Source organism: Streptomyces sp. NBRC 110035 (assembly GCF_000829695.1).
Classification (GTDB): Bacteria; Actinomycetota; Actinomycetes; order Streptomycetales; family Streptomycetaceae; genus Streptomyces.
Genome location: NZ_BBNN01000023.1, coordinates 44,109 through 69,037 on the forward strand (window position 1 = coordinate 44,109; position 24,929 = coordinate 69,037).

Annotated in this window: 25 protein-coding genes and 1 riboswitch; of the genes, 13 read left to right on the plus strand and 12 right to left on the minus strand. The window is 72.5% G+C overall.

The window, feature by feature from the left end:
• Positions 1 to 130 precede the first annotated feature (130 nt).
• On the plus strand, positions 131 to 292 hold the full coding sequence (locus TU30_RS38275) for a hypothetical protein (RefSeq protein ID WP_158719311.1): 162 nt from the start codon (positions 131 to 133) through the stop codon (positions 290 to 292).
• 167 nt (positions 293 to 459) lie between these two features.
• On the opposite strand, the gene TU30_RS13160 is transcribed toward TU30_RS38275, so the two are convergent.
• On the minus strand, positions 460 to 951 hold the full coding sequence (locus tag TU30_RS13160; protein WP_370626650.1) for a flavin reductase family protein: 492 nt from the start codon (positions 949 to 951) through the stop codon (positions 460 to 462).
• Between the two features lie 467 nt (positions 952 to 1,418).
• Here TU30_RS13160 and cdgB point away from each other — a divergent pair, with 467 nt between their 5' ends.
• Together cdgB and TU30_RS13170 are read left to right on the plus strand one after the other, a co-directional pair.
• Positions 1,419 to 3,104: a diguanylate cyclase CdgB gene (gene cdgB / locus TU30_RS13165; protein WP_042168950.1), complete on the plus strand. Its 1,686-nt coding sequence runs from the start codon at positions 1,419 to 1,421 to the stop codon at positions 3,102 to 3,104.
• A gap of 117 nt (positions 3,105 to 3,221) precedes the next feature.
• The gene (locus tag TU30_RS13170; protein WP_042168952.1) at positions 3,222 to 4,160 is read left to right on the plus strand and encodes a carbohydrate-binding protein; all 939 of its coding nucleotides are present in this window, start codon (positions 3,222 to 3,224) and stop codon (positions 4,158 to 4,160) included.
• A gap of 379 nt (positions 4,161 to 4,539) precedes the next feature.
• Here the strand turns inward: TU30_RS13170 and nagA are convergent, their stop codons facing one another.
• Positions 4,540 to 5,718: an N-acetylglucosamine-6-phosphate deacetylase gene (nagA, locus tag TU30_RS13175; protein WP_042168953.1), complete on the minus strand. Its 1,179-nt coding sequence runs from the start codon at positions 5,716 to 5,718 to the stop codon at positions 4,540 to 4,542.
• Positions 5,718 to 6,731 (minus strand): ROK family protein, encoded by a 1,014-nt coding sequence (locus tag TU30_RS13180; RefSeq protein ID WP_078878280.1) that lies wholly within the window; start codon positions 6,729 to 6,731, stop codon positions 5,718 to 5,720. Before TU30_RS13180 ends, nagA begins: the two co-directional genes overlap by 1 nt.
• A gap of 170 nt (positions 6,732 to 6,901) precedes the next feature.
• Here TU30_RS13180 and TU30_RS13185 point away from each other — a divergent pair, with 170 nt between their 5' ends.
• Together TU30_RS13185 and TU30_RS13190 are read left to right on the plus strand one after the other, a co-directional pair.
• A complete protein-coding gene (locus TU30_RS13185) occupies positions 6,902 to 8,134 on the plus strand; it encodes an extracellular solute-binding protein (RefSeq protein ID WP_370626643.1) in 1,233 nt (410 codons plus the stop codon).
• 169 nt (positions 8,135 to 8,303) lie between these two features.
• Positions 8,304 to 8,555 carry a DUF3263 domain-containing protein gene (locus TU30_RS13190; protein ID WP_042169292.1) on the plus strand — a complete coding sequence of 84 codons (252 nt, stop codon included), beginning with the start codon at positions 8,304 to 8,306 and terminating at the stop codon, positions 8,553 to 8,555.
• A gap of 285 nt (positions 8,556 to 8,840) precedes the next feature.
• On the opposite strand, the gene otsB is transcribed toward TU30_RS13190, so the two are convergent.
• From otsB to TU30_RS13205, 3 genes are all read right to left on the minus strand, one after another.
• Positions 8,841 to 9,746: a trehalose-phosphatase gene (gene otsB / locus TU30_RS13195; RefSeq protein ID WP_042168958.1), complete on the minus strand. Its 906-nt coding sequence runs from the start codon at positions 9,744 to 9,746 to the stop codon at positions 8,841 to 8,843.
• A 275-nt stretch (positions 9,747 to 10,021) separates the two neighbouring features.
• Positions 10,022 to 11,446 carry a trehalose-6-phosphate synthase gene (locus tag TU30_RS13200; protein ID WP_234307850.1) on the minus strand — a complete coding sequence of 475 codons (1,425 nt, stop codon included), beginning with the start codon at positions 11,444 to 11,446 and terminating at the stop codon, positions 10,022 to 10,024.
• Between the two features lie 137 nt (positions 11,447 to 11,583).
• On the minus strand, positions 11,584 to 12,528 hold the full coding sequence (locus tag TU30_RS13205) for a glucosyl-3-phosphoglycerate synthase (RefSeq protein ID WP_042169295.1): 945 nt from the start codon (positions 12,526 to 12,528) through the stop codon (positions 11,584 to 11,586).
• Between the two features lie 274 nt (positions 12,529 to 12,802).
• Positions 12,803 to 13,008: riboswitch (SAM riboswitch) on the plus strand.
• Positions 13,009 to 13,026: 18 nt separating this feature from the next.
• Between TU30_RS13205 and thrC the strand changes: the two genes are divergently transcribed.
• From thrC to TU30_RS13235, 6 genes are all read left to right on the plus strand, one after another.
• Positions 13,027 to 14,349: a threonine synthase gene (thrC, locus tag TU30_RS13210; RefSeq protein WP_042168963.1), complete on the plus strand. Its 1,323-nt coding sequence runs from the start codon at positions 13,027 to 13,029 to the stop codon at positions 14,347 to 14,349.
• Positions 14,346 to 14,621, plus strand: coding sequence for a ubiquitin-like small modifier protein 1 (locus TU30_RS13215; protein WP_042168966.1), 276 nt, complete (start codon positions 14,346 to 14,348; stop codon positions 14,619 to 14,621). Before thrC ends, TU30_RS13215 begins: the two co-directional genes overlap by 4 nt.
• 451 nt (positions 14,622 to 15,072) lie before the next feature.
• Positions 15,073 to 15,276, plus strand: a complete 204-nt coding sequence (locus TU30_RS13220; protein ID WP_004986573.1) for a cold-shock protein — start codon at positions 15,073 to 15,075, stop codon at positions 15,274 to 15,276.
• A 495-nt stretch (positions 15,277 to 15,771) separates the two neighbouring features.
• Entirely contained in the window at positions 15,772 to 17,394 is a 1,623-nt protein-coding gene (gene groL, locus TU30_RS13225; protein ID WP_042168971.1) for a chaperonin GroEL, read from the plus strand.
• Positions 17,395 to 17,657: 263 nt separating this feature from the next.
• Positions 17,658 to 18,788, plus strand: coding sequence for an NADH:flavin oxidoreductase (locus TU30_RS13230; RefSeq protein WP_042168974.1), 1,131 nt, complete (start codon positions 17,658 to 17,660; stop codon positions 18,786 to 18,788).
• A gap of 148 nt (positions 18,789 to 18,936) precedes the next feature.
• Complete coding sequence (locus TU30_RS13235; protein WP_042168976.1) at positions 18,937 to 20,430, plus strand: MFS transporter; 1,494 nt, start codon at positions 18,937 to 18,939, stop codon at positions 20,428 to 20,430.
• Positions 20,431 to 20,463: 33 nt separating this feature from the next.
• On the opposite strand, the gene TU30_RS13240 is transcribed toward TU30_RS13235, so the two are convergent.
• From TU30_RS13240 to TU30_RS13250, 3 genes are all read right to left on the minus strand, one after another.
• Complete coding sequence (locus TU30_RS13240) at positions 20,464 to 21,030, minus strand: hypothetical protein (RefSeq protein WP_042168978.1); 567 nt, start codon at positions 21,028 to 21,030, stop codon at positions 20,464 to 20,466.
• Complete coding sequence (gene murQ, locus TU30_RS13245; protein WP_042168981.1) at positions 21,027 to 22,010, minus strand: N-acetylmuramic acid 6-phosphate etherase; 984 nt, start codon at positions 22,008 to 22,010, stop codon at positions 21,027 to 21,029. Before murQ ends, TU30_RS13240 begins: the two co-directional genes overlap by 4 nt.
• A 100-nt stretch (positions 22,011 to 22,110) precedes the next feature.
• Complete coding sequence (locus tag TU30_RS13250; RefSeq protein ID WP_042168983.1) at positions 22,111 to 23,025, minus strand: MurR/RpiR family transcriptional regulator; 915 nt, start codon at positions 23,023 to 23,025, stop codon at positions 22,111 to 22,113.
• A gap of 55 nt (positions 23,026 to 23,080) precedes the next feature.
• Here TU30_RS13250 and TU30_RS13255 point away from each other — a divergent pair, with 55 nt between their 5' ends.
• Together TU30_RS13255 and TU30_RS13260 are read left to right on the plus strand one after the other, a co-directional pair.
• Entirely contained in the window at positions 23,081 to 23,494 is a 414-nt protein-coding gene (locus TU30_RS13255; protein ID WP_042168986.1) for a hypothetical protein, read from the plus strand.
• Positions 23,491 to 23,784, plus strand: a complete 294-nt coding sequence (locus tag TU30_RS13260) for a DUF4031 domain-containing protein (RefSeq protein WP_042168988.1) — start codon at positions 23,491 to 23,493, stop codon at positions 23,782 to 23,784. Before TU30_RS13255 ends, TU30_RS13260 begins: the two co-directional genes overlap by 4 nt.
• Here the strand turns inward: TU30_RS13260 and TU30_RS13265 are convergent.
• From TU30_RS13265 to TU30_RS13275, 3 genes are read right to left on the minus strand one after another with little or no spacing between them, the layout of a single operon-like run.
• Positions 23,766 to 24,299: a GNAT family N-acetyltransferase gene (locus tag TU30_RS13265; protein ID WP_078878265.1), complete on the minus strand. Its 534-nt coding sequence runs from the start codon at positions 24,297 to 24,299 to the stop codon at positions 23,766 to 23,768. The genes TU30_RS13260 and TU30_RS13265 overlap by 19 nt on opposite strands.
• Complete coding sequence (locus TU30_RS13270) at positions 24,286 to 24,591, minus strand: hypothetical protein (RefSeq protein ID WP_042168990.1); 306 nt, start codon at positions 24,589 to 24,591, stop codon at positions 24,286 to 24,288. The genes TU30_RS13265 and TU30_RS13270 overlap by 14 nt, the downstream gene beginning before the upstream one ends.
• Complete coding sequence (locus TU30_RS13275; RefSeq protein ID WP_141713713.1) at positions 24,588 to 24,884, minus strand: hypothetical protein; 297 nt, start codon at positions 24,882 to 24,884, stop codon at positions 24,588 to 24,590. Before TU30_RS13275 ends, TU30_RS13270 begins: the two co-directional genes overlap by 4 nt.
• Positions 24,885 to 24,929: the final 45 nt, after the last annotated feature.

Consider the following 24,929-nt stretch of genomic DNA (forward strand, 5'->3'; position numbering starts at 1 on the left):
GCCTCCCCGGCGAAGCGGCCGTAGCCCTTGCCCTGTTCCTCGGCCCCCCGACTCTCGACTGCGCTCGAGCCGGGAGGCAACCCCACCGTTCAGCCGCCACAGGCCCGAGCGGACGACGCTGCCGTCGGTCGTGCCAGTTGATGTCGAGGAAGGCCGTCAGGAAGCCGACCGCGCGGTCACCGTCCATGATCAGGCGGAGCCGGGGTGGACGTATGCCTCGGCGAGGGACTTCACGACCGAGGGACTTCACGACCGGGGCGACCGCGAACTCCTGGTCGGGGCGGACGCGTAGGCCGAGGGCGGCGTCGAGGTTTTCCGAGGTGATCTCTTCGGGGCGGGGAGGTGTGGTCTTCGTCACCCGGGCGGCGTAGGTTCGCTCTTTCCGTTCGGTAAAAGGAACGTCCGGTTCGGGGAGTTCGGGAGGCGGCGGGGGAGGGTCCCGGGGAGGGCTCGGGCGGCTCAGGCCAGGTGGCGGTAGCGGCCCCGGAAGTAGGCCAGCGGCCCGCCGTCCGCGCTGGGTACGTCCGCCGTCAGGACGCGGCCGATCACCAGGGTGTGGTCGCCGGCCGGCACCCGCTGCTCGGTGCGGCACTCCAGGGTGGCGAGGGCGCCGCCGACCAGGGGGGCGCCGCTGTGCTCGCCCCGCACGTACGGGATGTCCTCGAAGAGGAGGCGGTCGCTGATCCGGCCCTTCATCGCGAAGCGGCCCGCGATGTGCCGCTGGCTCTCGGACAGCACCGACACCGACCACAGTGGCTGCTCGTCGAGCAGGTCGTCCATGCGGGAGCCCTCGCGCAGGCTGACCAGCACCAACGGCGGGTCCAGGGACACCGACAGGAACGCGGTCGCGGTCATGCCGACGTCCTCGCCGGCCGGTGCCCGCGGGTCGTCCGGGTCCAGCGGCGGCTCCTGCGCGGTCACCAGGACCACGCCGGCGGCCAGACGGGACATGGCTGCACGGAACTCGTCGTTGCTCACCCCCTCAGCATGCCGGGCGGCGGGCACAGGGGTGATCGTGGGCGGGGGTACGGGAATGTTCGGCACGCCGGAAACGCTAGTCTCCGCTCCGTACGCACCGCATCAGGCCTCCGCCCGAGCGGGGACCTAGGACCAGCGGCGGACTCCGTCGTTCCACGGGCGCGGGCGGGCGGCCACGGGCCGGACCCCGTGGAGGGGCCGCGGAATGCGCGGGCGGCACATGCCGCGCATTCGGCATTTCCGGTGAGGAGCCGGAGAAACCGCGGAAAGGCCTCTCAATTGTTCACGTTTGGTTGTGACTTGAGTCACAAGATACGATAATCGTTGACCCTGTGTACCGAGTGGGCAGCGCGCTGTGATTCAGTGGCTGGAAAGACTGCCAGGACGATACGCCGATGAGAACGCTTGATTCGCCGCGAGGTCCCGGGGGGAGGGTGAGCATGGAGGCCGAGTCGGAGCCCTACGTCCGCCTTGCTTCCCTGCGGCAACTGCACCGGGGCATGGCCGACATGAACACGGCCCGCAGCCTGGCCGACACCCTCCAGACCGTCGCCGACGGTGTCGTCGACGCCCTCGGGTACGAACTGGCCTGCGTCAACCTCGTGCGCCCCGACGGCGACCTGGTCGTCGCCGCGTTCTCGGGCAACGCGGCCGCGGAGGCCCTCATCACCGGCCGGGTCGGCTCGCGCGAGTCCTGGGAGCGCCGCCTCTCCATGGGGGAGAGCTGGGGCGACCTGATCTTCATCCCGCACACCGAGGGCTGGGTCCTCGACGACGACGACGTCCCGCAGTGGTACACCGACGGCCCCGCCCCGCGCTTCGAGGACGAGTGGCACCCCTCCGACCGGCTCTTCGCCCCGATGTACGCCCCCGGCCCGCAGGGCGGCGGGGCCGGCGAACTGGTCGGCGTGCTCTCCGTGGACCGCCCGCGCAACGGCCGGCTGCCCGGCGCCTGGGGCCGCGAAGCGCTCCAGATGTACGCCTTCCAGGCCGCCATCGCGATCAGCAACGCCCGGCTGCGTTCCAACATGCAGCGCGCCCTGGTGCGCCTCGAGCGCGAGCAGCAGGCCCTGCGCGCCAGCGAGGAGAGCTTCCGGCAGGCCTTCGAGTACGCCCCGTCCGGCATGGCCGTCGCCGAGATGGGCGGCGACCAGCACGGCCGCATCCTGCGCACCAACGACGCGCTGTGCCGGCTGCTCGGCCGCCCCGCCTCCGCGATGCGCCGCTACTCCTTCTCCGACCTCGTGCACCCCGAGGACATCGGCACGCTGCTGCGGACCTCCGCCGAGGGCGGCCGCGCCGAGCTGCGGCTGGCCCGCCGGGACGGCACCTACGTGTGGGTGTCCCTGCGCAACTCCGTCGTCGCCGACGCGGCCGACGGGCCGCGCTTCCTGCTCAGCCACGTCGAGGACATAGAGGACCGCAAGCGCCGCGAGCTGCACCTCGCGCACCGCGCCTCCCACGACTCCCTCACCGGCCTGCCGAACTCCGCCGAGCTGCGCGCCCGGCTCTCCGCCCGCCTGTGCCGGCAGCGCCCGTCGGTGCTGCCCGCAGCGGTCGACGAGGCCATGGCCGCCTTCGAGTCCTTCGACTCCCAGGACGCCGCCCACGGTCCGCCCGCCTTCGACCGCGGTCACGACTTCGACTTCCCGCCCGAGGGCGAGGGGCTCGAGGGCTACGACCACCATGTGCACGCCATCGCCCCCGACGGCGACCGCGACGACGGCGCCAAGGGCCTCGCGGTGCTCTTCTGCGACCTCGACGGCTTCAAGTCGATCAACGACCGGTTCGGGCACAACGCGGGGGACGCGGTGCTCATAGAGGTCGCCCGCCGGCTCAGCAACGGCGTCCGGGACGGCGACACCGTCGCCCGGCTCGGCGGCGACGAGTTCGTGATCCTCGCCAACGGGCTCGGCCGGGCCGACGCCCAGGACCTCGCCGTGCGGCTGCGCAACGAGATCATCCAGCCCATCCGGGCCGAGGGACGGGCCGTGCGGGTCGGCGCCAGCTTCGGCATCGGATGGGCCCACTGCGGGATGACGGCGGACGAGGTGCTGAAGTCCGCCGACGAGCGGATGTACGTCGAGAAACGATCTCGTCCCAAACAGCATCGGCGGGCGGGATGAACCGCAGTTCAGCCGGTTGACGCGGTCGGAGCCACCCGTTCGGGGCACGCGAAGCGGGTAGGCTCGCCTTCCTCACCACCCGTACCGCATTCGATCCGCAGCTAGGAGTACCAAGGGATGACGCCCGGCAACAACGGCGCGAGCACGCCCGAGGACGACGACCCGTTCGGCTACCTCTACGCCGACGGGCAGGCCAACGGAGCCCAGCCGCCGTCCGGGGGCTACGGCTATCCGAACTCGGTCAACCGGGTGCGGGCGGTCGGTACGCGTCAGTACGGCCAGCAGGGCCCCGCGGCGCAGGCGCCGCAGCAGCAGGGGACGTACGGCCAGCCGAACGCGAACTACGCGGCACCGGAGACGCTGCCCGGCGGCTCCTCGCAGCTGCCCGGCAACCGCGGCGGTCACGGTGGTGGCGGCCGGGGCCGCGGCCCGAACACCAAGGGCCTGCTCATCGGCGCCGTCGCGGTGCTCGCCGCGGTGGTCGTCGGCATCAGCCTGGCGATGATCGGCGGCGACGACGAGGACGACAAGAGCGGCAACCAGGCCGACTCGACGCCGACCCAGTCCCAGCCCACCGGGGAGAGCAGCCCCTCGGCGAGCGGTGACGAGGAAGAGGAAGCGGCCGAACTGCCGACGATCGACGCCAAGGCGCTGCGCCTGGGCGGCGAGGCGACCCTCGCGCAGGACGTCGAGGGCGCGCAGTCCGACGGCGGCATCTACGTGGCGAACCTCAACAAGCCGGGTTCCTCGGTCACCTGGACGGTCGACGGCATCCCGAAGGACGGCACCTACACCGTCTTCGTGCGCTACAGCACCACCGACGACCCCCAGTCGATGACGCTCACCGTCAACGGCAAGGAGTTCGGCTCCAAGCTCAACATGGACAACTTCGCCCGTGCCGAGGACGGCGACTTCGCGAAGGGCTGGACCCAGACCTTCGCGTGGCCCACGCTCAACAAGGGCACCAACACCCTCTCGGTCTCCTGTGCCGACGGCGACAAGTGCAACGTCCTGCTGGACCAGCTGTCGCTGAAGGAAGGCCAGGTCAAGAAGTAGAGGCCGCCGGCACGGGGCGGAACCCGCCCCGGCCCGCGGGGCAGACCCCGGGCTGTTCCGGCCCGGCTCGTGAACACCGTCCCGGGCGGCAGGTCCTCGTAGGTCTCGTGGTCGGACTCGCTCGCCGCCGGGGCCGGTACGGCCACCGCGGGCAGGGCCGCTGCCCGGCCGGGACGGTCCGGCCACGGCAGGTGCCCCGCCAGGCCCGACGGCAGGTACGCGACAGGTGATGTCGGGCGTGGTGTTCAGCATGGCCGTGAGGGGCGCCGGGCCGCCTCCCGCGGTGATTCCGGCCCGTGACCGTGTCGAAGAGACGCCCGTCCGGGCCGCCCCGTCGGAGGGCCCGGCCGGTGCCTCGAACCCGACAGGGCGGGGCGGGTCAGCCCGGTTGGGGGGAGAGCACCCATTCGCCCTGGCGCATCACGCCCTTGAGGGTGAAGTCCGCGTCGAGGACCACGAGGTCGGCGTCCTTGCCGGGTTCCAGGGAGCCGATCCGGTCGTCCATGCCCAGCAGCCGGGCCGGGTTGGCGGACAGGGCGGCGACCGCGTGTTCGACGGGCAGCCCGTCGACGGTCACCGCCCGCTTCAGGGCGCGGTCCAGGGTGAGCGTCGAGCCCGCGATGGAGCCGCCCTCCACCAGCCGGGCCACCCCGTTGGCGACCTCGACCTCCAGTGGGCCGAGCATGTAGCGGCCGTCGCCGAAACCGGCCGCGTCCATCGCGTCCGTGACGAACGCCACCCGCGCGGGGCCCGCGTGACGGAACGCCAACCGGAGCGCGGCCGGGTGCAGATGGGTGCCGTCGTTGATCAGCTCGACCGTGACCCGCTCGTCCTCCAGCAGGGCGGTGACCGGGCCGGGGGCGCGGTGGCCGAGCGCCGGCATGGCGTTGAAGAGGTGGGTCGCGACGGTGGCGCCCGCGTCGACGGCGGCCACGGTCTGCTCGTACGTCGCGTCCGTGTGGCCGACGGCCGCGATCACGCCGTGCTCGGCCAGCAGGCGTACGGAGTCGAGGCCGCCCGGCAGTTCGGTGGCCAGGGTGAGCATCTTCGCCCGGCCGCGGGCGGCGTCGATCAGCTTGCGGACCTCCGCCGGGTCGGGGTCGCGCAGCAGTTCCTCGGAGTGCGCGCCCTTGCGGCAGGGTGAGATGAACGGCCCCTCGAAGTGGACGCCGGCGATGTCGCCCTGCTCGGCCAGTTCCGCGAGCAGGCCCGCGCGCCGGGTGAGGAAGCCCAGGTCGCCGGTGACGGTCGAGGCGAGCAGGGTGGTGGTGCCGTGCAGGCGGTGGGTGTGGATGCCCTTGAGGACCTCGTCGACCGTGCCGGAGGTGAAGGACGCGCCGCCGCCGCCGTGGTTGTGGAGGTCGACGAAGCCGGGCAGCAGCCAGTGCCCGGTCAGGTCGAGCGTCTCGGCGTTCCCGGGGGCCCCGCGATTTCCGGCGGAGGCGTTCGCGGGGGCCGTGGCGACGATCCGGGTGCCCTCGACGGTCACGCGGCCGTTGTCCACGGTTCCGGTGGGCAGGACCACCCGGGCACCGGCGAGAACCTTGGTGGGGGCCATCAGGTGGTTACCTCCGAAGGGTAGGGAGAGGAGGCGGCCGAGGGGTCCGTGGCGGAGTCGGTCGCGGGGGCGGCGGGGGCGGCGGGGGCGGCGGGGGTGGTGAGGAGGTCACGGGCGAGGAGGCCCGCGCCCAGGCATCCGGCGGTGTCCCCGAGGGCCGCGGGGACCAGGGACGGCAGTTTCTGGAAGGTGACCCGTTGCCGGACGGCCTCCCGCAGCGGCGTGAACAAGGTTTCCCCGGCCTCGGCCAGCCCGCCACCGATGATCAGGGTGCGGGGGTCCAGCAGGGTGAGCGCGGTGACCAGCCCGTCGGCGAGCGCGTCGACCGCCTCCCGCCAGACCTTCCGGGCCCGTACGTCGCCCGACTCCACGGCTTCGGCGCAGCGGGCCGCGTCCGCGTCCGGGGCGCCGCAGGCCGCCGCCCACGCCTCGCCGACCGCCGCCGCGGAGGCGTACCGCTCCAGGCAGCCGCGCTGACCGCACGGACAGGGAACGCCGCCGGGCCGTACCACGATGTGACCGATCTCGCCCGCGAAGCCGTGCGCGCCCGCCTCCACCCGGCCGTCGATGCCGATGGCGCCCGCGATGCCGGTGCCCAGCGGCACGAACAGGAACCGGTCGGCGCCCCGGCCCGCCCCGATGCGGCCCTCGGCGAGCCCGCCGGTGCGCACGTCGTGGCCGAGGGCGACCGGGATGCCGCCGAGCCGCTGTGCGAGCAGCGCGCGCAGCGGGAGGTCGCGCCAGCCGAGGTTGACGGAGTAGACGGCGACGCCCCGCGTCTCGTCGACGATGCCGGGGACGGCGAGGCCGGCGGCGGACGCGGGTTCGCCGAGGTGCTCGGCGCCGTGGGCGCGGAGGTCGGCGGCGAAGTCCAGGATTCCGGCCACGGCCGCGTCCGGGCCCCGGTCGCGCGCGGTGGCCCGGCGGGCCCGGTGCAGCAGCGTGCCGTCCGCTCCGACCAGGGCGGCCTTCATCCCGGTGCCGCCCACATCGAGGGCGATGACATGTTCCACGGAGGACAGTGTGACCCCGGGACCCACAAGAGGTCTAGTCCACTTACATGGTGTAGACCTTGATCCGATTATCGGAAAAGTTGGAAAAGTTTCGGAACGGATGGCGCGGAGCGCCGGAGCGGGAGCAAGCAGCAGTGCAGCGGCGGGGCTTGGCAAGGACGATCGCGGCGGTGTCCGCACTGGGACTGACGGGCGTCCTCGGCGGATGCGGCGTCGGAGGAGACTCCTCCGACGTCACCCTGGAACTGGTCGCCGCCGACTACGGCACCGGCGTGGACAACAGCACGAAGAAGTACTGGGCCACGCTGACGGAGCAGTACGAGGCCGAACACCCGGGCGTGACGGTCGACGTCACCGTCCACTCCTGGAACGACGTCGACCGCGAGGTCAAGGAGCGGGTCGAAGCGGGCGACCCGCCGGACATGGCCCAGATCGGCGCGTACGCCGACTACGCCGCCGACGGACTGCTCTACAAGGCCGACGACGTGCTCTCCATCCCCGTACAGGCCGACTTCGTCGCGCAGCTGGCCACCGCGGGCCAGGTCAACGGCGTGCAGTACGGCATGCCGTTCGCCGCCTCCACCCGCGTGCTGTTCTACAGCAAGGCCCTGTTCGAGGACGCCGGCCTCACCCCGCCGCACACCTGGGCCGAACTCGCCGCGAACGCCGAGGTGCTGAAGGAGGAGGGCGTGAAGTACCCCTACGCGCTGCCCCTCGGCCCGGAGGAGGCGCAGGCCGAGACCATGCAGTGGCTGCTCGGCGGCAAGGGCGGCTACACCGACACCATGGGCGCCTACGCCTTCGACTCCGCGCAGAACACCGCGACCGTCACCTGGCTGAAGGACGAGCTGGTCGGCAAGGGCCTGACCGGTCCCGTCGCGCCCGGCGAACTCGACCGCGCCGACGCGTTCGCCGCCTTCGCCGCCGGTGACGTCGGCATGCTGAACGGCCACCCGTCGCTGGTCGGCATGGCCGAGCAGAAGGGTGTGGAGTTCGGCACCGTGCCGACACCGGGGGCCGACGAGGGGAGCCCGGCCACGCTCGGCGTCGCCGACTGGATGATGGCCTTCAAGAAGAACGGCCACCGCGACGAGATCGGTGACTTCCTCGACTTCGTCTACAGCGAGGAGCACGTGCTCGAGTTCTCCCGCGCGTACGACCTGCTGCCGGTCACCACCTCCGCGTCCCGCGTGATGGAGGAGTCCACGGAGGACAGGAAACTCCGGCCCTTCCTCGACCAGCTGGCGACCGCGGAGCTCTACCCGGTCGGCAACACCTCCTGGGCCGACGTCAACGCGGCCGTCAAGCAGCGGATCGGCAAGGCCGTGGCCCCGGGCGGCAGCCCCGAGGGCGTCCTGCGCCAGCTCCAGGCGACCGCCACACGCGCGGAGAGCGCGCAGTAGGACCGTCGGAGCCCGCAGCCCCTGCCGGGGCCCGGCGGCTGTCGGCGGCGAGGGCTACCGTGCGGGTATGGAGCAGGAGCAGGAGCAGGAGCAGGAGCAGGGCCAGGGCCAGGAGCTGGGCCAGGAGCTGGACCAGGAGCGGGAGCTGGGACAGGACCAGGAGCGGGAGCTGGGACAGGGCCACGAGCAGGGGCGGGAGCTGCCGGCGCGGCGCGAGCGGGACATCATCGCGCTGGAGCGCCGCGGCTTCCTCGGCCCCGGCGCCAAGGAGCGGGCGATCCGCGAGGAGCTGGGCCTGGCCCCGGTGCGCTACTACCAGCTCCTCAACGCCCTGCTCGACGACCCCCGCGCCCTGGCCCACGACCCGGTCACCGTGAACCGGCTCAGACGCGTCCGCGAGTCCCGCCGCACGCAACGCTGACGGAGCGCGCGGGACGGCAGGGGGGGGCCGACGGGACACGCGGGACCGGTCGGCGGAGCCGGCCGGCCGACCGCCGTGTCCGCGCGTTCCCGCAGCTCCGTGGCCTCGTCGCTGCCGCTGCACACCAGCAGCCCGGGGACGCCGTCCGAGCGGAGCGTGCCGCAGGCGGCGTCCCCGCAGGGCGGAGCGTCGAACGTGGGCCGTTGGTGCCCGGTGCCCGGTGCCCGGTGCCTGGCGGTCGGCGTCGGCGTCGGTATCGGCGGTGGTGCCGGCCGGTCGTGTCGGTCAGCCGGTCGTGTCGGTGCGTGGGGGCAGGGCCCGCGCCAGCGCATCGAGCAGGTCGACGACCCCCTCGGGACCGTCGACCACCACGTCCGCGCGTTCCCGCAGCTCCGTGACCTCGTCGCTGCCGCTGCACACCAGCAGCCCGGGGACGCCGGCCGAGCGGAGCGTGTCGACGGCGGCGTAGGCGGGGAGGTCGCCCAGGTCGTCCCCGGCGTACAGGACGGTCCCGGCGCCGATCTCGCGGGCGTACTCCGCCAGGGCGACGCCCTTGTCCATGCCGGGCGGACGCAGCTCCAGGACCATGCGGCCGGGCTCGACGACCAGACCGTGCCGCTGCGCCAGTCCGGTCAGCGGCTCGCGCAGTGCCTCCAGGGCGGCCTGGGGATCGGCGGTCCTGCGGGTGTGGACGGCCACCGCGCGGCCCTTCTCCTCGGTCCAGGTGCCCTCCGGGGCGCCGGCCCGGTCGAGCAGCCCCGGCAGTTCCACGCGCACGGCGGCGACCCCGGGGTCCGGGGCGGGCGCGGTGATGTCGCCGGTGGCGGCGTTCCAGCGCTCGGCGCCGTAATGGCCGAGGACGACGAGGTGCTCCAGGCCGGGAACGTCCGCGAAGCCACCGTTGCGTACCGCCACCGCGGGCGGCCGGCCGGTGATCACCGCCACGGAGGCCACCTCCGGGGCGAGCGCGGCGAGCGCGCGCACCGCGCCGGGATGGGCGCGGGCCTGCTCGGGGTCGGGCACGATCGGCGCGAGCGTCCCGTCGAAGTCGAGCGCGATCAGCGCCCTGCCCGGCCGCGCGATCAGCGCGTCGAGTCCTTCCCGTCCGGCCCGCGTGGCGGGCACCGGCAGGGTGCCGGAGGCGTCGGAGTGCGTGGCGTTCGGGTCCGTGGAGTCCTTGGGGCTGCCCATACCGTCAACCTATCCGCGCCTGCCCGTCCCCACGCCTGCACGACCGGCCGTCCAGGGGGACCGGGAGGCACACCGGGCGGCAGACCGGGAGGTGCCGGGAGCCGGAAGGGGAGCCGACGAAGGGTCGGCAGGTCTCCCCCGGCTCCGTGAGCAGAGGTGTGGCACAGCGGGGGGCCACACCGACGTCCGCAGCCCCGCGCACCGGCCCTCGCGCAGCCGCGTCGGCCGGGCCGCGCCGACCGGAGCCGCCACCCGCGGAGGCGGGGCCGCAGGCCTCAGTTTCCGTCCCGCAGGGCGTTCAGCTGCTCCAGGAACCACTGCTCCGGCGGCAGCGCGGTCGCCGCCCCGGCCAGGCGCCCGGCACGCTCGGTCCGCTCCTCCGGGCTCATCACGAGCCCCTCGTGCAGGGCCCGCGCGGTGTCGACCACGTCGTACGGGTTGACGGTGATCGCGTCCTCGCCCAGCTCCTCGTACGCCCCCGCCTCCCGGGACAGCACCAGCGCGCAGCCCCCTTCGGACAGGATCGGGATCTCCTTGGCGACCAGGTTCATCCCGTCCCGGATGGGGTTGACCAGCGCCACGTCGGCCAGCCGGTACGCGGCCAGGGAGCGCGCGAAGTCGTCCCGGACGTGCAGGACGACCGGACGCCAGCCCGGGGTCCCGTACCGCTCGTTGATCTCGTCGGCGACCCGCTGCACCTCGGCCGTGTAGTCGCGGTACACGGCGAGATCCTGCCGGGAGGGGTAGGCGAAGGCGACGTGCACGACCCGTTCGCGCCACTCGGGGTGGTCGTCGAGGAGCTGCCGGTACGCGAGCAGGCCGCGCACGATGTTCTTCGACAGCTCGGTCCGGTCGACCCGGACGACGGCCTTGCGCGCGGTCCCGTCGGGAGCCGTGCCGATCTCCTCGCGGAGCGTGGCGATCCGCTCCTCGACGTCCGCCTCGTGCGCCCGGCCGCGCAGGAAGTCCGCGTCGGCACCCAGCCCGTGCACCCCGATCGCGGTCTTCCCGAGCCCGCCGGCGAACCGCTCGCAGCACGCGGTGAACGCGTCCGCCCAGCGCCGGGTCAGGAAGCCGAGCCGGTCCGCGCCCAGCATCCCGCGCAGCACCTGCCCGGCGATGTCGTCGGGCAGGATCCGGAAGTACTCCGGCGGCGCCCACGGCGTGTGCGAGAAGTGGCCGATGCGCAGGTCGGGGCGGAGCTCCCGGAGCAGCCCCGGGACCAGCGTCAGGTGGTAGTCCTGCACCACCACCGCGGCACCCTGCGCCGCCTCCTCGGCCAGCGCCTCGGCGAACGCCCGGTTGTAGGCCTCGTACGACGCCCACTGCCGGCGGAACTCCGCGTCGAAGACGGGCTCCAGCGGCGTCTGGTACAGCATGTGGTGCACGAACCAGAGCACCGAGTTCGCGATGCCGTTGTACGCGTCGGCGTGCACGTCCGCGGGGATGTCCAGCATCCGCACGCCGTTCTCGCCGACCCCGCGCCGCACCGCCTCGCGGTCGCTGTCGGACAGCGCCGAGCACACCCACAGCGCGCCCGCGTCGGGTCCGATGGCCGACAGCCCGGACACCAGCCCGCCGCCGCCCCGCCTGGCGCGCAGCGAACCGTCCTCGTCCACCGTGTACGAAACGGGGCCGCGGTTCGACGCGACCAGCACCCGAGCGTTCCGAGCGTCCTGACCAGCCTGCATGGAAGCCATACGCCCAACCTAGCCCGCCTTTGAAACGCTCAAACGTACGGATCGGCCACGGACGGGCCAGCGGATCGGCCGGATCCGGCCGGATGCCCCCGGAAGGCCGGGCCAAGCGCCTCGGTCCGGGCCGCGGGCCGTCGTGGTCAGGCCACCCGGCGGGACTGGTACTCGGCTATCTCCGTCATCGGAGGGCGCTCCTGGGTGTCCACCGGGTGGGTGCGCGGCTCGAAGCCGGTGCCGGTGCGTTCGAACTGGGTCAGAGCGGGGCGGAGCAGGTGGCTGCGGGCCAGCCGGAGGTGGGCGGTGCGGTAGATCGCGGCGGACATGCGGCCGAGGGCCTGGCCGTCCTGGTGCCGGTGCTTGCGCACACCGACGTCGACCTGGGCGAGGGCGTCCAGGCCCACCAGGTGCAGGGCGTCGACCAGCGTGCCCAGCTCGACGCCGTAGCCGACGGGGAAGGGCAGCCGTTCCAGGAGCGAGCGGCGGGCCGCGTACTCGCCGCCCAGCGGCTGCACGAAGCCGGCCAGCCGCGGCCAGTGCAGGTTGAGCAGCGGGCGCGCCACCAGTTCCGTGACCCGGCCGCCCTGGGCGGCGGCGTCGCCCAGGGGCCGGTCGTACATGGCCTTCACCAGCTGCACGTCCGGCTCCGTGAGCAGGGGGCCGACGATGCCGGCGACGAAGTCGGCGGAGAACTCCCTGAGGTCCGCGTCGACGAAACAGACGATGTCCCCCCGGGTGACCAGCAGGGAGCGCCACAGCACCTCGCCCTTGCCGGGCACGGCGGGTATGCGGGGCAGGATCGTGTCCCGGTGCACCACGGCCGCGCCCGCCGCCGCGGCCGCCCGGGCCGTGCCGTCGGTCGAGCCGGAGTCCACGACCACGATCTCGTCGACCAACGGGACCCCCAGCATCAGGTCGTGCCGGATCGTCGTGACGATCTCCCCGACCGTCGCCTCCTCGTTGAGCGCGGGCAGCACCACGCTCACCGTCTGTCCCGTGGCGCGCCTGGCGGCCAGGAGGCGGTGCATCGGGCGGTCGCTCACGGACCAGGAGCGGTGGGCCAGCCAACGCTCGACTTCTTCCAGCACGGTCAGCGGCTCCTCAGTCCTGTGGTCCATAGATCCTCTGGCCCATACTCCTGCGGTGCTCCTGCGGTCCGTACACCGGTGGTCCGTACTCCTGCGGTCCGTACACCGGTGGTCCGTGCCCCCGTGATCCGTCTCGCGGTTCGGACGTGCTCTCTGCACCGTCCTGGCCTTCGGTTACAGTCTTGGACAACGCGGATGGCCACGCACATCGGGGGTCGCGACCTCCTCCGGTCCTCGTCCGCGCCGCACGACCGCATGACGGACAACCGAATACAGCTCATCCAGAGGGGCAGAGGGAAACGGCCCGATGAAGCCCCGGCAACCCTCCAGCCGGTTCTCGTAGATCACCGTCGATCGACGATCCAGCAGCGCACCGCGCGGTGGATCGCGCACGTGTCGCTGATCGTTCTCGCGAGGCTCCCGGCTAGGGAAGGTGCCAAATCCGTCTCACGGCGAGATGCGTCGTGAGGAAGATGAGGAGAAAGGGCCTCGCCTCACATGGCTGTGCAGACTGTCACAAGCACCACCGAATCCGCCGGCTCCGCCGAGCGCTCCGGTTCCGCCGCACCCTCCGTCGACCTCGGCCCCGCCGCCGCGCTGTCCTGCCGCGAGTGCGGCCACCGCGTGCCGCTCGGTCCCGTCTTCGCCTGCGAGGAGTGTTTCGGCCCGCTGGAGATCGCCTACGACTTCTCGGCCTACGACACCGAGGAACTGCGCCGGCGCATCGAAGCGGGTCCCGCGAACATCTGGCGCTACGCGCCGCTGCTGCCCGTCCCCGCCGACGTGGCGACCAAGCCGAACATCAACCCGGGCTGGACCAAGCTCGTCCAGGCCGACAACCTCGCCCGCGAGCTCGGCGTCACCGGCGGCCTGTACGTCAAGGACGACTCCGGCAACCCGACGCACTCCTTCAAGGACCGGGTCGTCGCCCAGGCCCTGGAGGCCGCCCGTGCCTTCGGCTTCACCACCCTCTCCTGCTCCTCCACGGGCAACCTCGCCGGTGCCGTCGGCGCCGCCGCCGCCCGTGCCGGACTGCGCTCCTGCGTGTTCATCCCGCACGACCTGGAGCAGGGCAAGGTCGTCATGGCCGCCGTCTACGGCGGTGAGCTCGTCGGAATCGAGGGCAACTACGACGACGTGAACCGCTTCTGCTCCGAGCTGATCGGCGACCCGGCCGGCGAGGGCTGGGGCTTCGTCAACGTCAACCTCCGGCCGTACTACGCCGAGGGCTCCAAGACCCTCGCGTACGAGATCTGCGAGCAGCTCGGCTGGCGGCTGCCCGACCAGATCGTCGTCCCGATCGCCTCCGGCTCGCAGCTCACGAAGATAGACAAGGGGCTGCGGGAGCTGATCGAGCTCGGCCTCGTCGAGGACAGGCCGTACAAGATCTTCGGCGCCCAGGCCGAGGGCTGCTCGCCGGTGTCGACCGCGTACAAGGCGGGCCACGACGTCGTCCGGCCGCAGAAGCCGAAGACCATCGCCAAGTCGCTCGCCATCGGCAACCCCGCCGACGGCCCGTACGTCCTGGACATCGCGCGCCGCACCGGCGGCGCGGTGGAGGACGTGACGGACGAGCAGGTCGTGGAGGCCATCAGACTGCTCGCCCGGACCGAGGGCATCTTCGCGGAGACCGCGGGCGGCGTGACCGTCGGCGTCACCAAGAAGCTGATCGAGAACGGCGACCTGGACCCGTCCCTGACCACCGTCGTCCTCAACACCGGCGACGGTCTCAAGACGCTGGACGCGGTGGCCGACACCGGCCTGACCGCGACCATCCGCCCGAACCTGGACTCCTTCCGAGAGGCTGGCCTCAGCTCATGAGCGTGACCGTCCGCATCCCCACCATCCTGCGCACCTACACCGGCGGCAAGGCCGAGGTCGACGCCCAGGGCGCCACCCTCGGCGACGTCATCGCCGACCTGGAGAAGAACCACACCGGGATCGCCGCCCGCGTCCTCGACGACCAGGGCAAGCTGCGCCGCTTCGTCAACGTCTACGTCAACGACGACGACGTCCGCTTCGAGCAGGGCCTCCAGACCGCGACGCCGGACGGCGCGGGCGTGTCGATCATTCCGGCCGTCGCCGGCGGCTGACGGCGGCTGCCGACAGCTGATCATTTCCATCGGTAACCGGTGTGACCGAGCGTTCATCGGATTGCCCCTTCCGCGAGAGAAGCGGAGGGGGCAATTCCGTGGGATTGAACGCGATAGAGTTGGGGAACGCGGTCCCGACTCCCCTATCGGGAACCATTAATTCCTGCCGCCCGCCCGACTGGATACAGTCAAAGTCCGGGCCTGTTCTGCGGCATTTGCGTGTTGTGTCCGGTCCGACTCGCCCTGAAAGCGGACGAATTGCCGTCGCATTCCGGCCCGGCGGCGCCGAGATTTCTCGTCCGACTGACCTGTTGCAGAGGGCAGTTGGGCAGATACATTCAGCCGCGGTCGACGCGTTCCGGCGCACGCCCCCAACCGTTTGGGGAGTGAGGTCTGACCCGGATCCGCGAAGTGCGGATCCGTGCAAGGGCCAGTAATAGGGGAGTTAGGCATGGCTCAGGGCACCGTCAAGTGGTTCAACGCGGAGAAGGGGTACGGCTTCATCGCGGTCGACGGTGGTGCGGATGTTTTCGTCCACTACAGCGCGATCCAGATGGACGGCTACCGCACCCTTGAAGAGGGCCAGCGGGTCGAGTTCGAGATCTCGCAGGGCCAGAAGGGCCCGCAGGCCGACATGGTTCGCGTCACCGCCTGAACGCGCTACCAGCAACCACGAGAATTTTCCTGCCGACGAAGGGCTCGTGCCTCCGGGGTCACCCGGGGGCGCGAGCCCTTCGCCCTGCCCGCACCGTCCCTCCCGCCGGCCCGCGTGTCGCCCCCTCCCCCTGCCGCCTGTCGCCGGTCCGTCTGCTGCCGGTCCGCCCGCCCTCTCCCACTGGTCCGTCTCCCGCCGCTCCGCCTGCCGTCCGTTCGTCCGTCCGGTGGCCGCTCCTCCGCCCGCTGTCCGTCTCGTCCGGGTGTTCGCGGGGGGCTGAGTCTCCCGCCGATCCGCGAAGGCGCTTGCACTCGCATGGGTCGAGTGCTAATCATTGCGTTAGCACTCTGAAGGTGAGAGTGACAACGTAAGGACCGGGTCGGTGAGGCCCGCAGGCCGGTGGGGCAAGGAACCGCCGGGTCTGTGAGCCGTCCGTCGCGGGCGCGGGCGCGGTCCTAGGAGTCATCACCCCCAGTCCTGGAGGGACCACTTCACATGGCCAAGATCATCGCGTTCGACGAGGAGGCGCGGCGCGGCCTCGAGCGCGGCATGAACCAGCTCGCGGACGCCGTCAAGGTGACGCTCGGCCCCAAGGGCCGCAACGTCGTCCTCGAGAAGAAGTGGGGCGCCCCCACGATCACCAACGACGGTGTGTCCATCGCCAAGGAGATCGAGCTCGAGGACCCGTACGAGAAGATCGGCGCCGAGCTGGTCAAGGAAGTCGCCAAGAAGACGGACGACGTCGCCGGTGACGGTACGACCACCGCGACCGTTCTCGCCCAGGCCCTGGTCAAGGAGGGCCTGCGCAACGTAGCCGCCGGCGCCAACCCCATGGCCCTCAAGCGCGGTATCGAGAAGGCCGTCGAGGCCGTCTCCGGTGCCCTGCTGGAGCAGGCGAAGGACGTCGAGACCAAGGAGCAGATCGCCTCCACGGCCTCCATCTCCGCCGCCGACACCCAGATCGGCGAGCTCATCGCCGAGGCGATGGACAAGGTCGGCAAGGAAGGCGTCATCACCGTCGAGGAGTCCCAGACCTTCGGTCTGGAGCTGGAGCTCACCGAGGGTATGCGCTTCGACAAGGGCTACATCTCGGCGTACTTCGCCACCGACATGGAGCGTATGGAGGCGTCGCTCGACGACCCGTACATCCTGATCGCCAACTCCAAGATCGGCAACGTCAAGGACCTGCTGCCGCTCCTGGAGAAGGTCATGCAGTCGGGCAAGCCGCTGCTGATCATCGCCGAGGACGTCGAGGGCGAGGCCCTGTCGACCCTGGTCGTCAACAAGATCCGTGGCACCTTCAAGTCCGTCGCCGTCAAGGCCCCGGGCTTCGGTGACCGCCGCAAGGCCATGCTCGGCGACATCGCCATCCTCACCGGTGGCGAGGTCATCTCCGAGGAGGTCGGCCTCAAGCTGGAGAACGCCACGGTCGACCTTCTGGGCCGGGCCCGCAAGGTCGTCATCACCAAGGACGAGACCACCATCGTCGACGGTGCCGGCTCGGCCGACCAGGTCCAGGGCCGCGTGAACCAGATCCGCGCCGAGATCGAGAACAGCGACTCGGACTACGACCGCGAGAAGCTGCAGGAGCGCCTGGCGAAGCTCGCCGGCGGTGTCGCGGTCATCAAGGCCGGTGCCGCCACCGAGGTCGAGCTCAAGGAGCGCAAGCACCGCATCGAGGACGCCGTTCGCAACGCGAAGGCGGCCGTCGAGGAGGGCATCGTCGCCGGTGGTGGCGTGGCCCTGCTGCAGGCCTCCTCGGTGTTCGAGAAGCTGGAGCTCGAGGGTGACGAGGCGACCGGCGCCCAGGCCGTGAAGCTCGCGCTCGAGGCCCCGCTGAAGCAGATCGCCGTCAACGCCGGCCTCGAGGGCGGTGTCGTGGTGGAGAAGGTGCGCAACCTGACCCCGGGCCACGGCCTGAACGCCGCGACCGGCGAGTACGTCGACCTGGTCAAGGAAGGCATCATCGACCCGGCCAAGGTGACGCGTTCCGCGCTGCAGAACGCCGCGTCGATCGCCGCGCTGTTCCTGACCACCGAGGCCGTCATCGCCGACAAGCCGGAGAAGGCCGCCGCGGCCGCTCCGGGCGGCATGCCGGGCGGTGACATGGACTTCTGAGCCTGACTCACCTCAGGTTCGGACCCGGTCCGTCAGTACCGAGGGCGGCACCCCCTGCCGACAGCAGGGGGTGCCGCCCTCGGGCGTTTCCGGGAGCGGGGCCCGGGGGGCTCGGGGGTCGACCCCCCGGGGGGCGGTGTGGTGGGGGTCACAGGAGGGTGGGCCGGACGGGTGGAATGGCTTCCGGCTCCCGCTGGTTGGCGCTGGAGTGCAATGAATGCACGCACACATACTGACCGGTACATCCGACAAGGAGCCCCCACATGACCGTCGCCCCCTCCGAGGCCGCCGCCCGAGCTTCGGACGTTCTGTCCCGGCCGGTCTCGATCAACGGCCTGACCGTGCCGAACCGCATCGCGATGGCGCCGATGACCCGGATGTTCTCGCCGGGCGGTGTCCCCGGCGAGGACGTGGTGTCGTACTACTCCCGCAGGGCCGCCGCCGGTGTGGGGCTGATCGTCACCGAGGGCACGTACGTGGGGCACGAGTCGGCCGGGCAGAGCGACCGGGTGCCGCGGTTCCACGGGGAGGAGCAGCTGGCCGGCTGGGCGAAGGTCGCCGACGCGGTGCACGCGGCGGGCGGCACGATCGTGCCGCAGCTGTGGCACATCGGCATGGTCCGCGAGCAGGGGCAGGCGCCGTATCCCGAGGCGCCGGCGGTCGGCCCGTCCGGCGTGCGCACGGACGGCACCGAAGGTGCGGGCAAGGCCATGACGCAGGCCGACATCGACGCGGTGGTCGAGGCGTTCGCGCAGGCCGCTGCGGACGCCGAGCGCATCGGCTTCGACGGCGTGGAGCTGCACGGCGCCCACGGCTACCTCATCGACCAGTTCCTGTGGGCCGGCACCAACCGCCGCACCGACGCCTACGGCGGCGACCCGGTGGCGCGGGCGAGGTTCGCGACGGAGATCGTCGCGGCGGTCCGTGAGCGGGTCTCGCCCGGGTTCCCGGTCCTCTTCCGCTACTCGCAGTGGAAGCAGGACGCCTACGACTCCCGCCTCGCCGAGACCCCCGAGGAACTGGAGGCGATCCTCGCCCCGCTCGCGGCGGCCGGTGTCGACGCCTTCCACGCCTCCACCCGGCGGTACTGGGTCCCGGAGTTCGAGGGCTCGGACCTGAACCTGGCCGGCTGGACGAAGAAGCTGACCGGCAGGCCCACCGTCACCGTCGGTTCGGTCGGCCTGAACGGGGACTTCCAGGACGCGTTCCGGGGGAAGGGTGCCGAGCTGGGCAGCCTCGACAACCTGCTCGACCGGCTGGAGCGTGACGAGTTCGACCTCGTCGCCGTGGGGCGCGCGGTGCTCCAGGACCCGGACTGGGCGGCGAAGGTCCTCGGTGGGCGCTTCGACGAACTCGAGCCGTACGACGCGGCGTCGCTGAAGACGCTGAGCTGATCGTGCCGGGCGCCTCGTCGTCGCGGCGGGCGGAGGGACGCGGCCCGCCCCCGGCCCGCGTTCACCCGACTTTCACTTGCTTAAGTCAATCAATCTCCATAAGGTTGCCCGAGTCAAGTAGATCTGAGCCGCCCCGGAGAACTCCCCCATGCCCGACGCGCTCGCCCGGCCCGCCACGGCCGGGGGTTCCGCGCCGCCCCGCCCCCACGTCGTGGTGGCCGTCCTGGCCTTCAGCGGCATCGTCGTCTCGCTGATGCAGACCCTGGTCATCCCGATCGTGGGGCAGCTGCCGCAGTTCCTGAACGCCTCGGCGTCGGACACCGCCTGGGCCGTCACCGCGACCCTGCTCGCCGCCGCCGTCGCGACGCCGGTCATGGGACGCCTCGGCGACATGTACGGCAAGCGGCGCATGCTTCTGCTCAGCATGAGCATGCTGGTCGTCGGCTCCGTGGTCGCCGGGCTCAGCGACAGCCTGACCCCGATGATCGTCGGCCGCGCCCTGCAGGGCCTCGCGTCCGGTGTGATCCCGCTCGGCATCAGCATCCTGCGCGACGAGCTCCCCGCCGAGCGGCTGGGCTCGGCCACCGCGATGATCAGCGCCTCGCTCGGCGTCGGCGGTGCCCTCGGCCTGCCCGCCGCCGCGCTCATCGCCGACAACTTCGACTGGCACGCCCTGTTCTGGACCTCCGCAGCCCTCGGCGTCGTCGCGCTCGCTCTGGTGGCGGCCCTCGTACCGGAGTCGGAGGTCCGCACCGGCGGCCGGTTCGACCTTCCCGGCGCGGTCGGGATGGCCGCCGGGCTGATGTGCCTGCTGCTCGCGATCTCCAAGGGCGCCGACTGGGGCTGGGGGAGCGGCACCACGCTCGGCCTGTTCGCGGCGGCCGTCGTCGTCCTGACCGCCTGGGGCTTCCTCGAGCTGCGCGTCACCGAGCCGCTGGTGGACCTGCGGGTCTCGGCCCGCCCCCAGGTACTGGTGACCAACGCCGCCTCGGTGGCGATCGGCTTCGCGATGTTCTCCATGTCCCTGGTCGTTCCGCAGCTGCTCCAGCTGCCGGAACAGACCGGTTACGGCCTGGGCAAGTCGCTGCTGACGGCCGGTCTGGTCATGGCCCCGTCCGGCCTGGTGATGATGGCGCTGGCCCCGGTGTCCGCGCTCGTCTCCCGCGCCAGGGGACCGAAGGTGACGCTGATGACCGGCGCCCTGATCGTCGCCGCGGGCTACGGACCGAACGTCGTCCTCATGGCCGGGGCCTGGCACTTCGTGCTCGCGTCCTGCGTCATCGGCGCCGGCATCGGCTTCTGCTACGGGGCGATGCCCGCCCTCGTCATGGGCGCCGTACCCGCCTCCGAGACGGGCTCCGCGAACAGCCTCAACACCCTGATGCGGTCCCTGGGCACGTCCGTCGCCAGCGCCGTCGCCGGTGTCGTACTCGCCCAGATGACCACGCGGCTCGGCGCGTTCGCGGTGCCGTCGGAGAGCGCCTTCCGCACGGTGCTGGCGCTCGGCTCCGGTGCCGCGCTCGTCGGGTTCGTCGTGGCGGCCTTCGTCCCGCGCGAGCGGCCCGCCGGACCGGGCGCACCGGTGGTACCGGTGGCACGGGGCGCGTCCGGGACCGCCGAGGCCTCGACGGCCGACGCGTAGGGCCCGGTGGCCGGTGGCCGGTGGCCCGTCGGTTCAGCCGCCCATCGGCTCGATGTCCGTCCGGACCGGCGTTCCCCACACGCGCAGTACCTCGTAGTCCGTGAACTCGTGCACGAGCCGGTACGCCATGGCCGCCCGGGGCCCGCGCCGCTCGGCCGCGATGAACAGTTCGGCCTCGCGGCGGTCCCGGCGCGGGGTGCCGCACAACTGCCACGCCTGACCGTTCCACAGCTCCGGCAGCCAGCGCTGCTGGGGCTGGGGGCGGTCGCCGTGCATCCCGTACCGGGACGGGACGGGCCCGGTGGGCGCGTGCTGGGGTGCCGGCCCGTTGAACTCGGCGCGGCGGGCCGTACGGCGCCGGGTCTCGCACAGCAGGCACAGGTCGGGGGCGCTCTCGTCGACCGGTCCGGTGGGGTGTTCGGGACAGCGCGTACGGGGCGCGGCCGTGTCGACGCTCTCCTCCAGCCGGTCCAGCGCGCGCTTCAGATCCGCCCGGACCTCGTGCAGTGTGGCGTCCGACGTGTCACCGGTCAGCGCCTCGCCGTGCTCGCCGAGGACGCGCAGGGCGCGGCCCAGGGCGGTGAGCTGCGCGTGGTTCATGGTGTTCGTCTCCGTGTGGGGGTCGGTCCAGTATCCCAGCCGTCAGGGCCGGCCGCCGCCGCCAGCGCCGCGCGCAGGTGGCCGTCCGCCTCGTCGAGGAGGCGGACGGCCGTGGGGCCGTCCACGTCGGCCAGCAGGACCAGGACGGCGTTCTTCACCTCGCCGTCCGTGGAGGCCAGCGCACGCTCGACGTCGGCGTCCGCCGCACCCGTCGCCAGGGCGACGATGCGGCGGGCGCGGGCGCGCAGCTTCTCGTTGGAGGCCCGTACGTCGACCATCAGGTTCCCGTACGTCTTGCCCAGCCGGATCATCGTGATCGTCGAGATCATGTTGAGGACGAGCTTCTGGGCGGTGCCGGCCTTGAGGCGGGTGGAGCCGGCCAGCAGCTCCGGGCCGACGACGACCTCGACGCCGTGCTCGGCCGCCGCGGCGAGCGGGCTGCCCGCGTTGCAGGCCAGACCCACCGTCAGGGCTCCCTGCGCGCGGGCGTGCGTGACGGCGCCGACGGCGTACGGGGTGCGCCCGGAGGCGGAGACGCCGACCACCGTGTCCTCGGCGGTCAACGCCAGCGCGTCCAGGTCGGCCGCGGCCAGCTCCGTGGAGTCCTCGGCGCCCTCGACCGACGCGACCAGGGCACCGGGTCCGCCCGCGATCAGACCGACGACCTGGCCGGGGCCGGTGTTGAAGGTCGGCGGGCACTCGGAGGCGTCCAGGACGCCCAGCCGGCCGGCGGTGCCCGCGCCCGCGTAGACCAGCCGGCCGCCCCGGGCCATCCGGTCGGCCACGGCGTCGACCGCGGCGGCGATCCGGGGCAGCTGCCCGGCCACGGCGGCGGCGACGACGGCGTCCTCCCGGTTCATCAGGCGGGCGATGTCGAGGGTGGGCAACCGGTCGACGTCCGCCAGTTCCGGCCGGAACGCCTCGGTGGTCAGCGCCTCCAACTGGGCGCCGAGATCGCGGTGGTGGGAGGTGGAAGTCATGGCGGGTCTTTCCGGTCAGGGGGGTGGGGGATCTGCCTCGGGGGCGCGGGGAACCGCGCGATCGGCCACAGGCCACCGGCGGATCTCCACGACGGCCCGGCTACGGCCCCGTGCGGGCTGCCCGATGCCGATGCGCCAACGCCTCGTACGAAGCGGCCAGCGAAGGCGCCGCCGACGCGTGGGTGCGCTGGGCGATGCCCACGAACAGGCAGTCCACCACGAGGAGCTGACTGGTCCGGGAGGACATCGCGGCCGGGCGCAGCTCGCTCTCGCGGGCCGTGGACGTGGTCAGCACGTGGTCGGCGTACTGGGTGACGGGTCCGTCGGGGCGGCCGGTGACCGCGATGGTCGTCGCCCCGCGCTCGAAGGCGACCCGGAGCGGCTCGATGACGTCGCCGGTGGCCCCGGAGTGCGTGATGGCGACGGCCACGTCACCGGCGCGCAGCTGCACCGCGTTGGTCACGGCGAGGTGCGGGTCACCGGGGGCGTGCGCTATCAGCCCTATGCGCAGCAGTTTCTGGGTGAGGTCCTGGGCGACCAGGCCGGAGGCGCCGATGCCGTACACGTCCGTCCGGCGGGCGCCGGCCAGGGCGGCGACGGCCGCGCCGAGCTGGACGGTGTCCAGTCCGGCGGCCGTGTCGGCGAGGGTCTGCTGCTCGTCGTGGGCGAGCTTGGCGACGACGTCGGCGAGGGGGTCGTCCACCGCGATGTCCGTGGTGAGGGCGGGGGCGCGCCCGGACTCCTGCTGGGCGGCCAGCCCGGCGAGGGCGAGGCGCAGGTCGCGGTAGCCGGGGTAGCCGAGCAGGCGGGCGGTGCGCACGACGGTGGCCTCGCTGGTGCCGGTGAGTTCGGCGAGGCCGGTGACCGTGAGGGCCGCGCAGCCGGCCGGGTCCCCCGCGACGGCCTCGGCGACCCGCTGCATGGAGCGGGTCATCGACGGCGCCAGCGTCCGCACCTTGGCCGCGAGGGCGGCGGGAGCGGGCGGGGCGAAAATTTCCTTCACCTTCCGGGTCACCCTTGAAAGATATTTTCGTTTCGGTGGCGCGGTCAAGGGCGCGCACAATAGGGGCATGCACCCCCACGGCGACCCTCGCGACCCCGACGACACCCCCGCCGCCCCCGTCAGCCCTCTGGAGCAGGCCCTGCACGGGGCACGCGCCCTCGTCCTCGCCGACCTGGTCGCGCACGAGGTCGCCGAGGCGGAGATCGTCTCCCTCGTCGAGGAGGCCGTGGCACAGCGCCGCTGGTGGGTCGAACAGTGGCCGGAGGGGGCCGGGTTCGTGGCCGGACTGGTCGCCCAGGACGTCCAGGACGCCCTGCTGGACCGGTACGGCCGCTGGCCGCTGTGCCCGGTGTGCGGCTCGGGCGACCCGCACGCGCTGGAGGTCGAACCGGAACTGGGCCCCGACCCGCACTGGGTGTGCCACCAGGCGGGCGTGAAGGTCGCGGCGGTGGGCTCGCTGAGCGGGGCGGCTCCGGCGTGACGGTGTACATCGACCCACCCGCCTGGCCGGGGCACGGCTGCCTCTGGTCCCACCTGGTCAGCGACGTCTCCTACGACGAACTGCACGCCTTCGCCGCCGCCCTCGGCGTCCCCCGCCGCGCCTTCGAACGCGACCACTACGACATCCCCCAGCACCGGTACGCGGACGTCGTACGGGCCGGTGCGCTGGAGGTCAGCAGCCGCGAGGTGGTACGGCTGCTGTACGGGGCGGGGCTGAGGGTGCGCAAGAGCGAGGTGCGCGGGGGCGCGCTTCAGCGGCGCAGCTCGTAGACGTACTCGCCCTCGTTCTCGTTCTCGCTCCCGGGCCCGGTGGTCCGGGTGAATCCGGCGCGGGTGACGACGTTCTGCGAGGGCGTGTTGGCGCGGTCGACGACGGCGGTGACGGTCCGGACCCCGTCCTGCGCCAGCGCCCACGCCGACAGGGCGCGCAGCGCCTCGGTGGCGTAGCCGTGGCCGCGGGCGCCCTCGACGAGGTCGTAGCCGATCTCCACGCGGCCGTCGGGGTCCGGAGCGCTGTGGAAGCCCATCGCGCCCACGGCGAGGTCGTCCTCCCGCCGGACCAGGACGTAGGTGGTCCACTCCGGCCGGAACTCCCCCACCTCGTACCGCTCGACCACCATCCCGGCGCCCACCCGGGTGCCGTCGGCGGGACCGGAACCGACCCACGCGAAGCCGCCGTCGCCGCCCGTCGACAGGTCGGACGCGACCGCGGGAGCGATGCTCACCAGGACGAGACGTTCGGTGGGTATGCGGCTCGTGCCCGCCCGCTCGTCAGGCCTTGTCATCCTCGTCCCCCGTGTCGTCCGGTACGACCGACACGATGGCGCAGGTCGGGGGAGCCGGGTGTGGAAGGTGGACGTACGTCACGGACAGGGCGGGGCAGGCCGCACGGGCTTCGACACGTGTCACCCGGACCTCCGCGCCCTGGTCGAGTACGCGGACGCGACGGCCCAGCTGCTGCTTCCGTTCCAGCTCCGCACGCAGCGCCTCGACGACAGCCTCAGCGGCGGGGCCCAGCAGGTCGAGGCGCTTGCGTGCGGTGTGCGTGATCTCCACGACGGCCGTCGGCTCGGTCAACGGGGGTTCTCCAGCTTCAGTGCACGAGCCAGTTCGACGCCTTCGGCGAGGGAGGCCTCGAAGTCGGGGTCGCAGCGTGTCAGGACATGCCCGCGATATGTCGCGATCAGCTCGGAGACCTCGCGCAGGTCCGTGAAGTCGACACGGTTGAGGGTGGCCGCCAGTTCGGCTTCGAGTCGGGCCAGGTCGCCCGGGAAACCGAGCCCGGCGGCAAGGGCGGCCCGCACCTCGCCGAGGGTCCGCATGGGAGGTGGCTCGACAGGTGCTTCAGGGTGGACAGGCTGTTCGCTCACGGAGTGTGATCCTTCCTGCAGAGAGCTGCTCCACGACGCTACTCC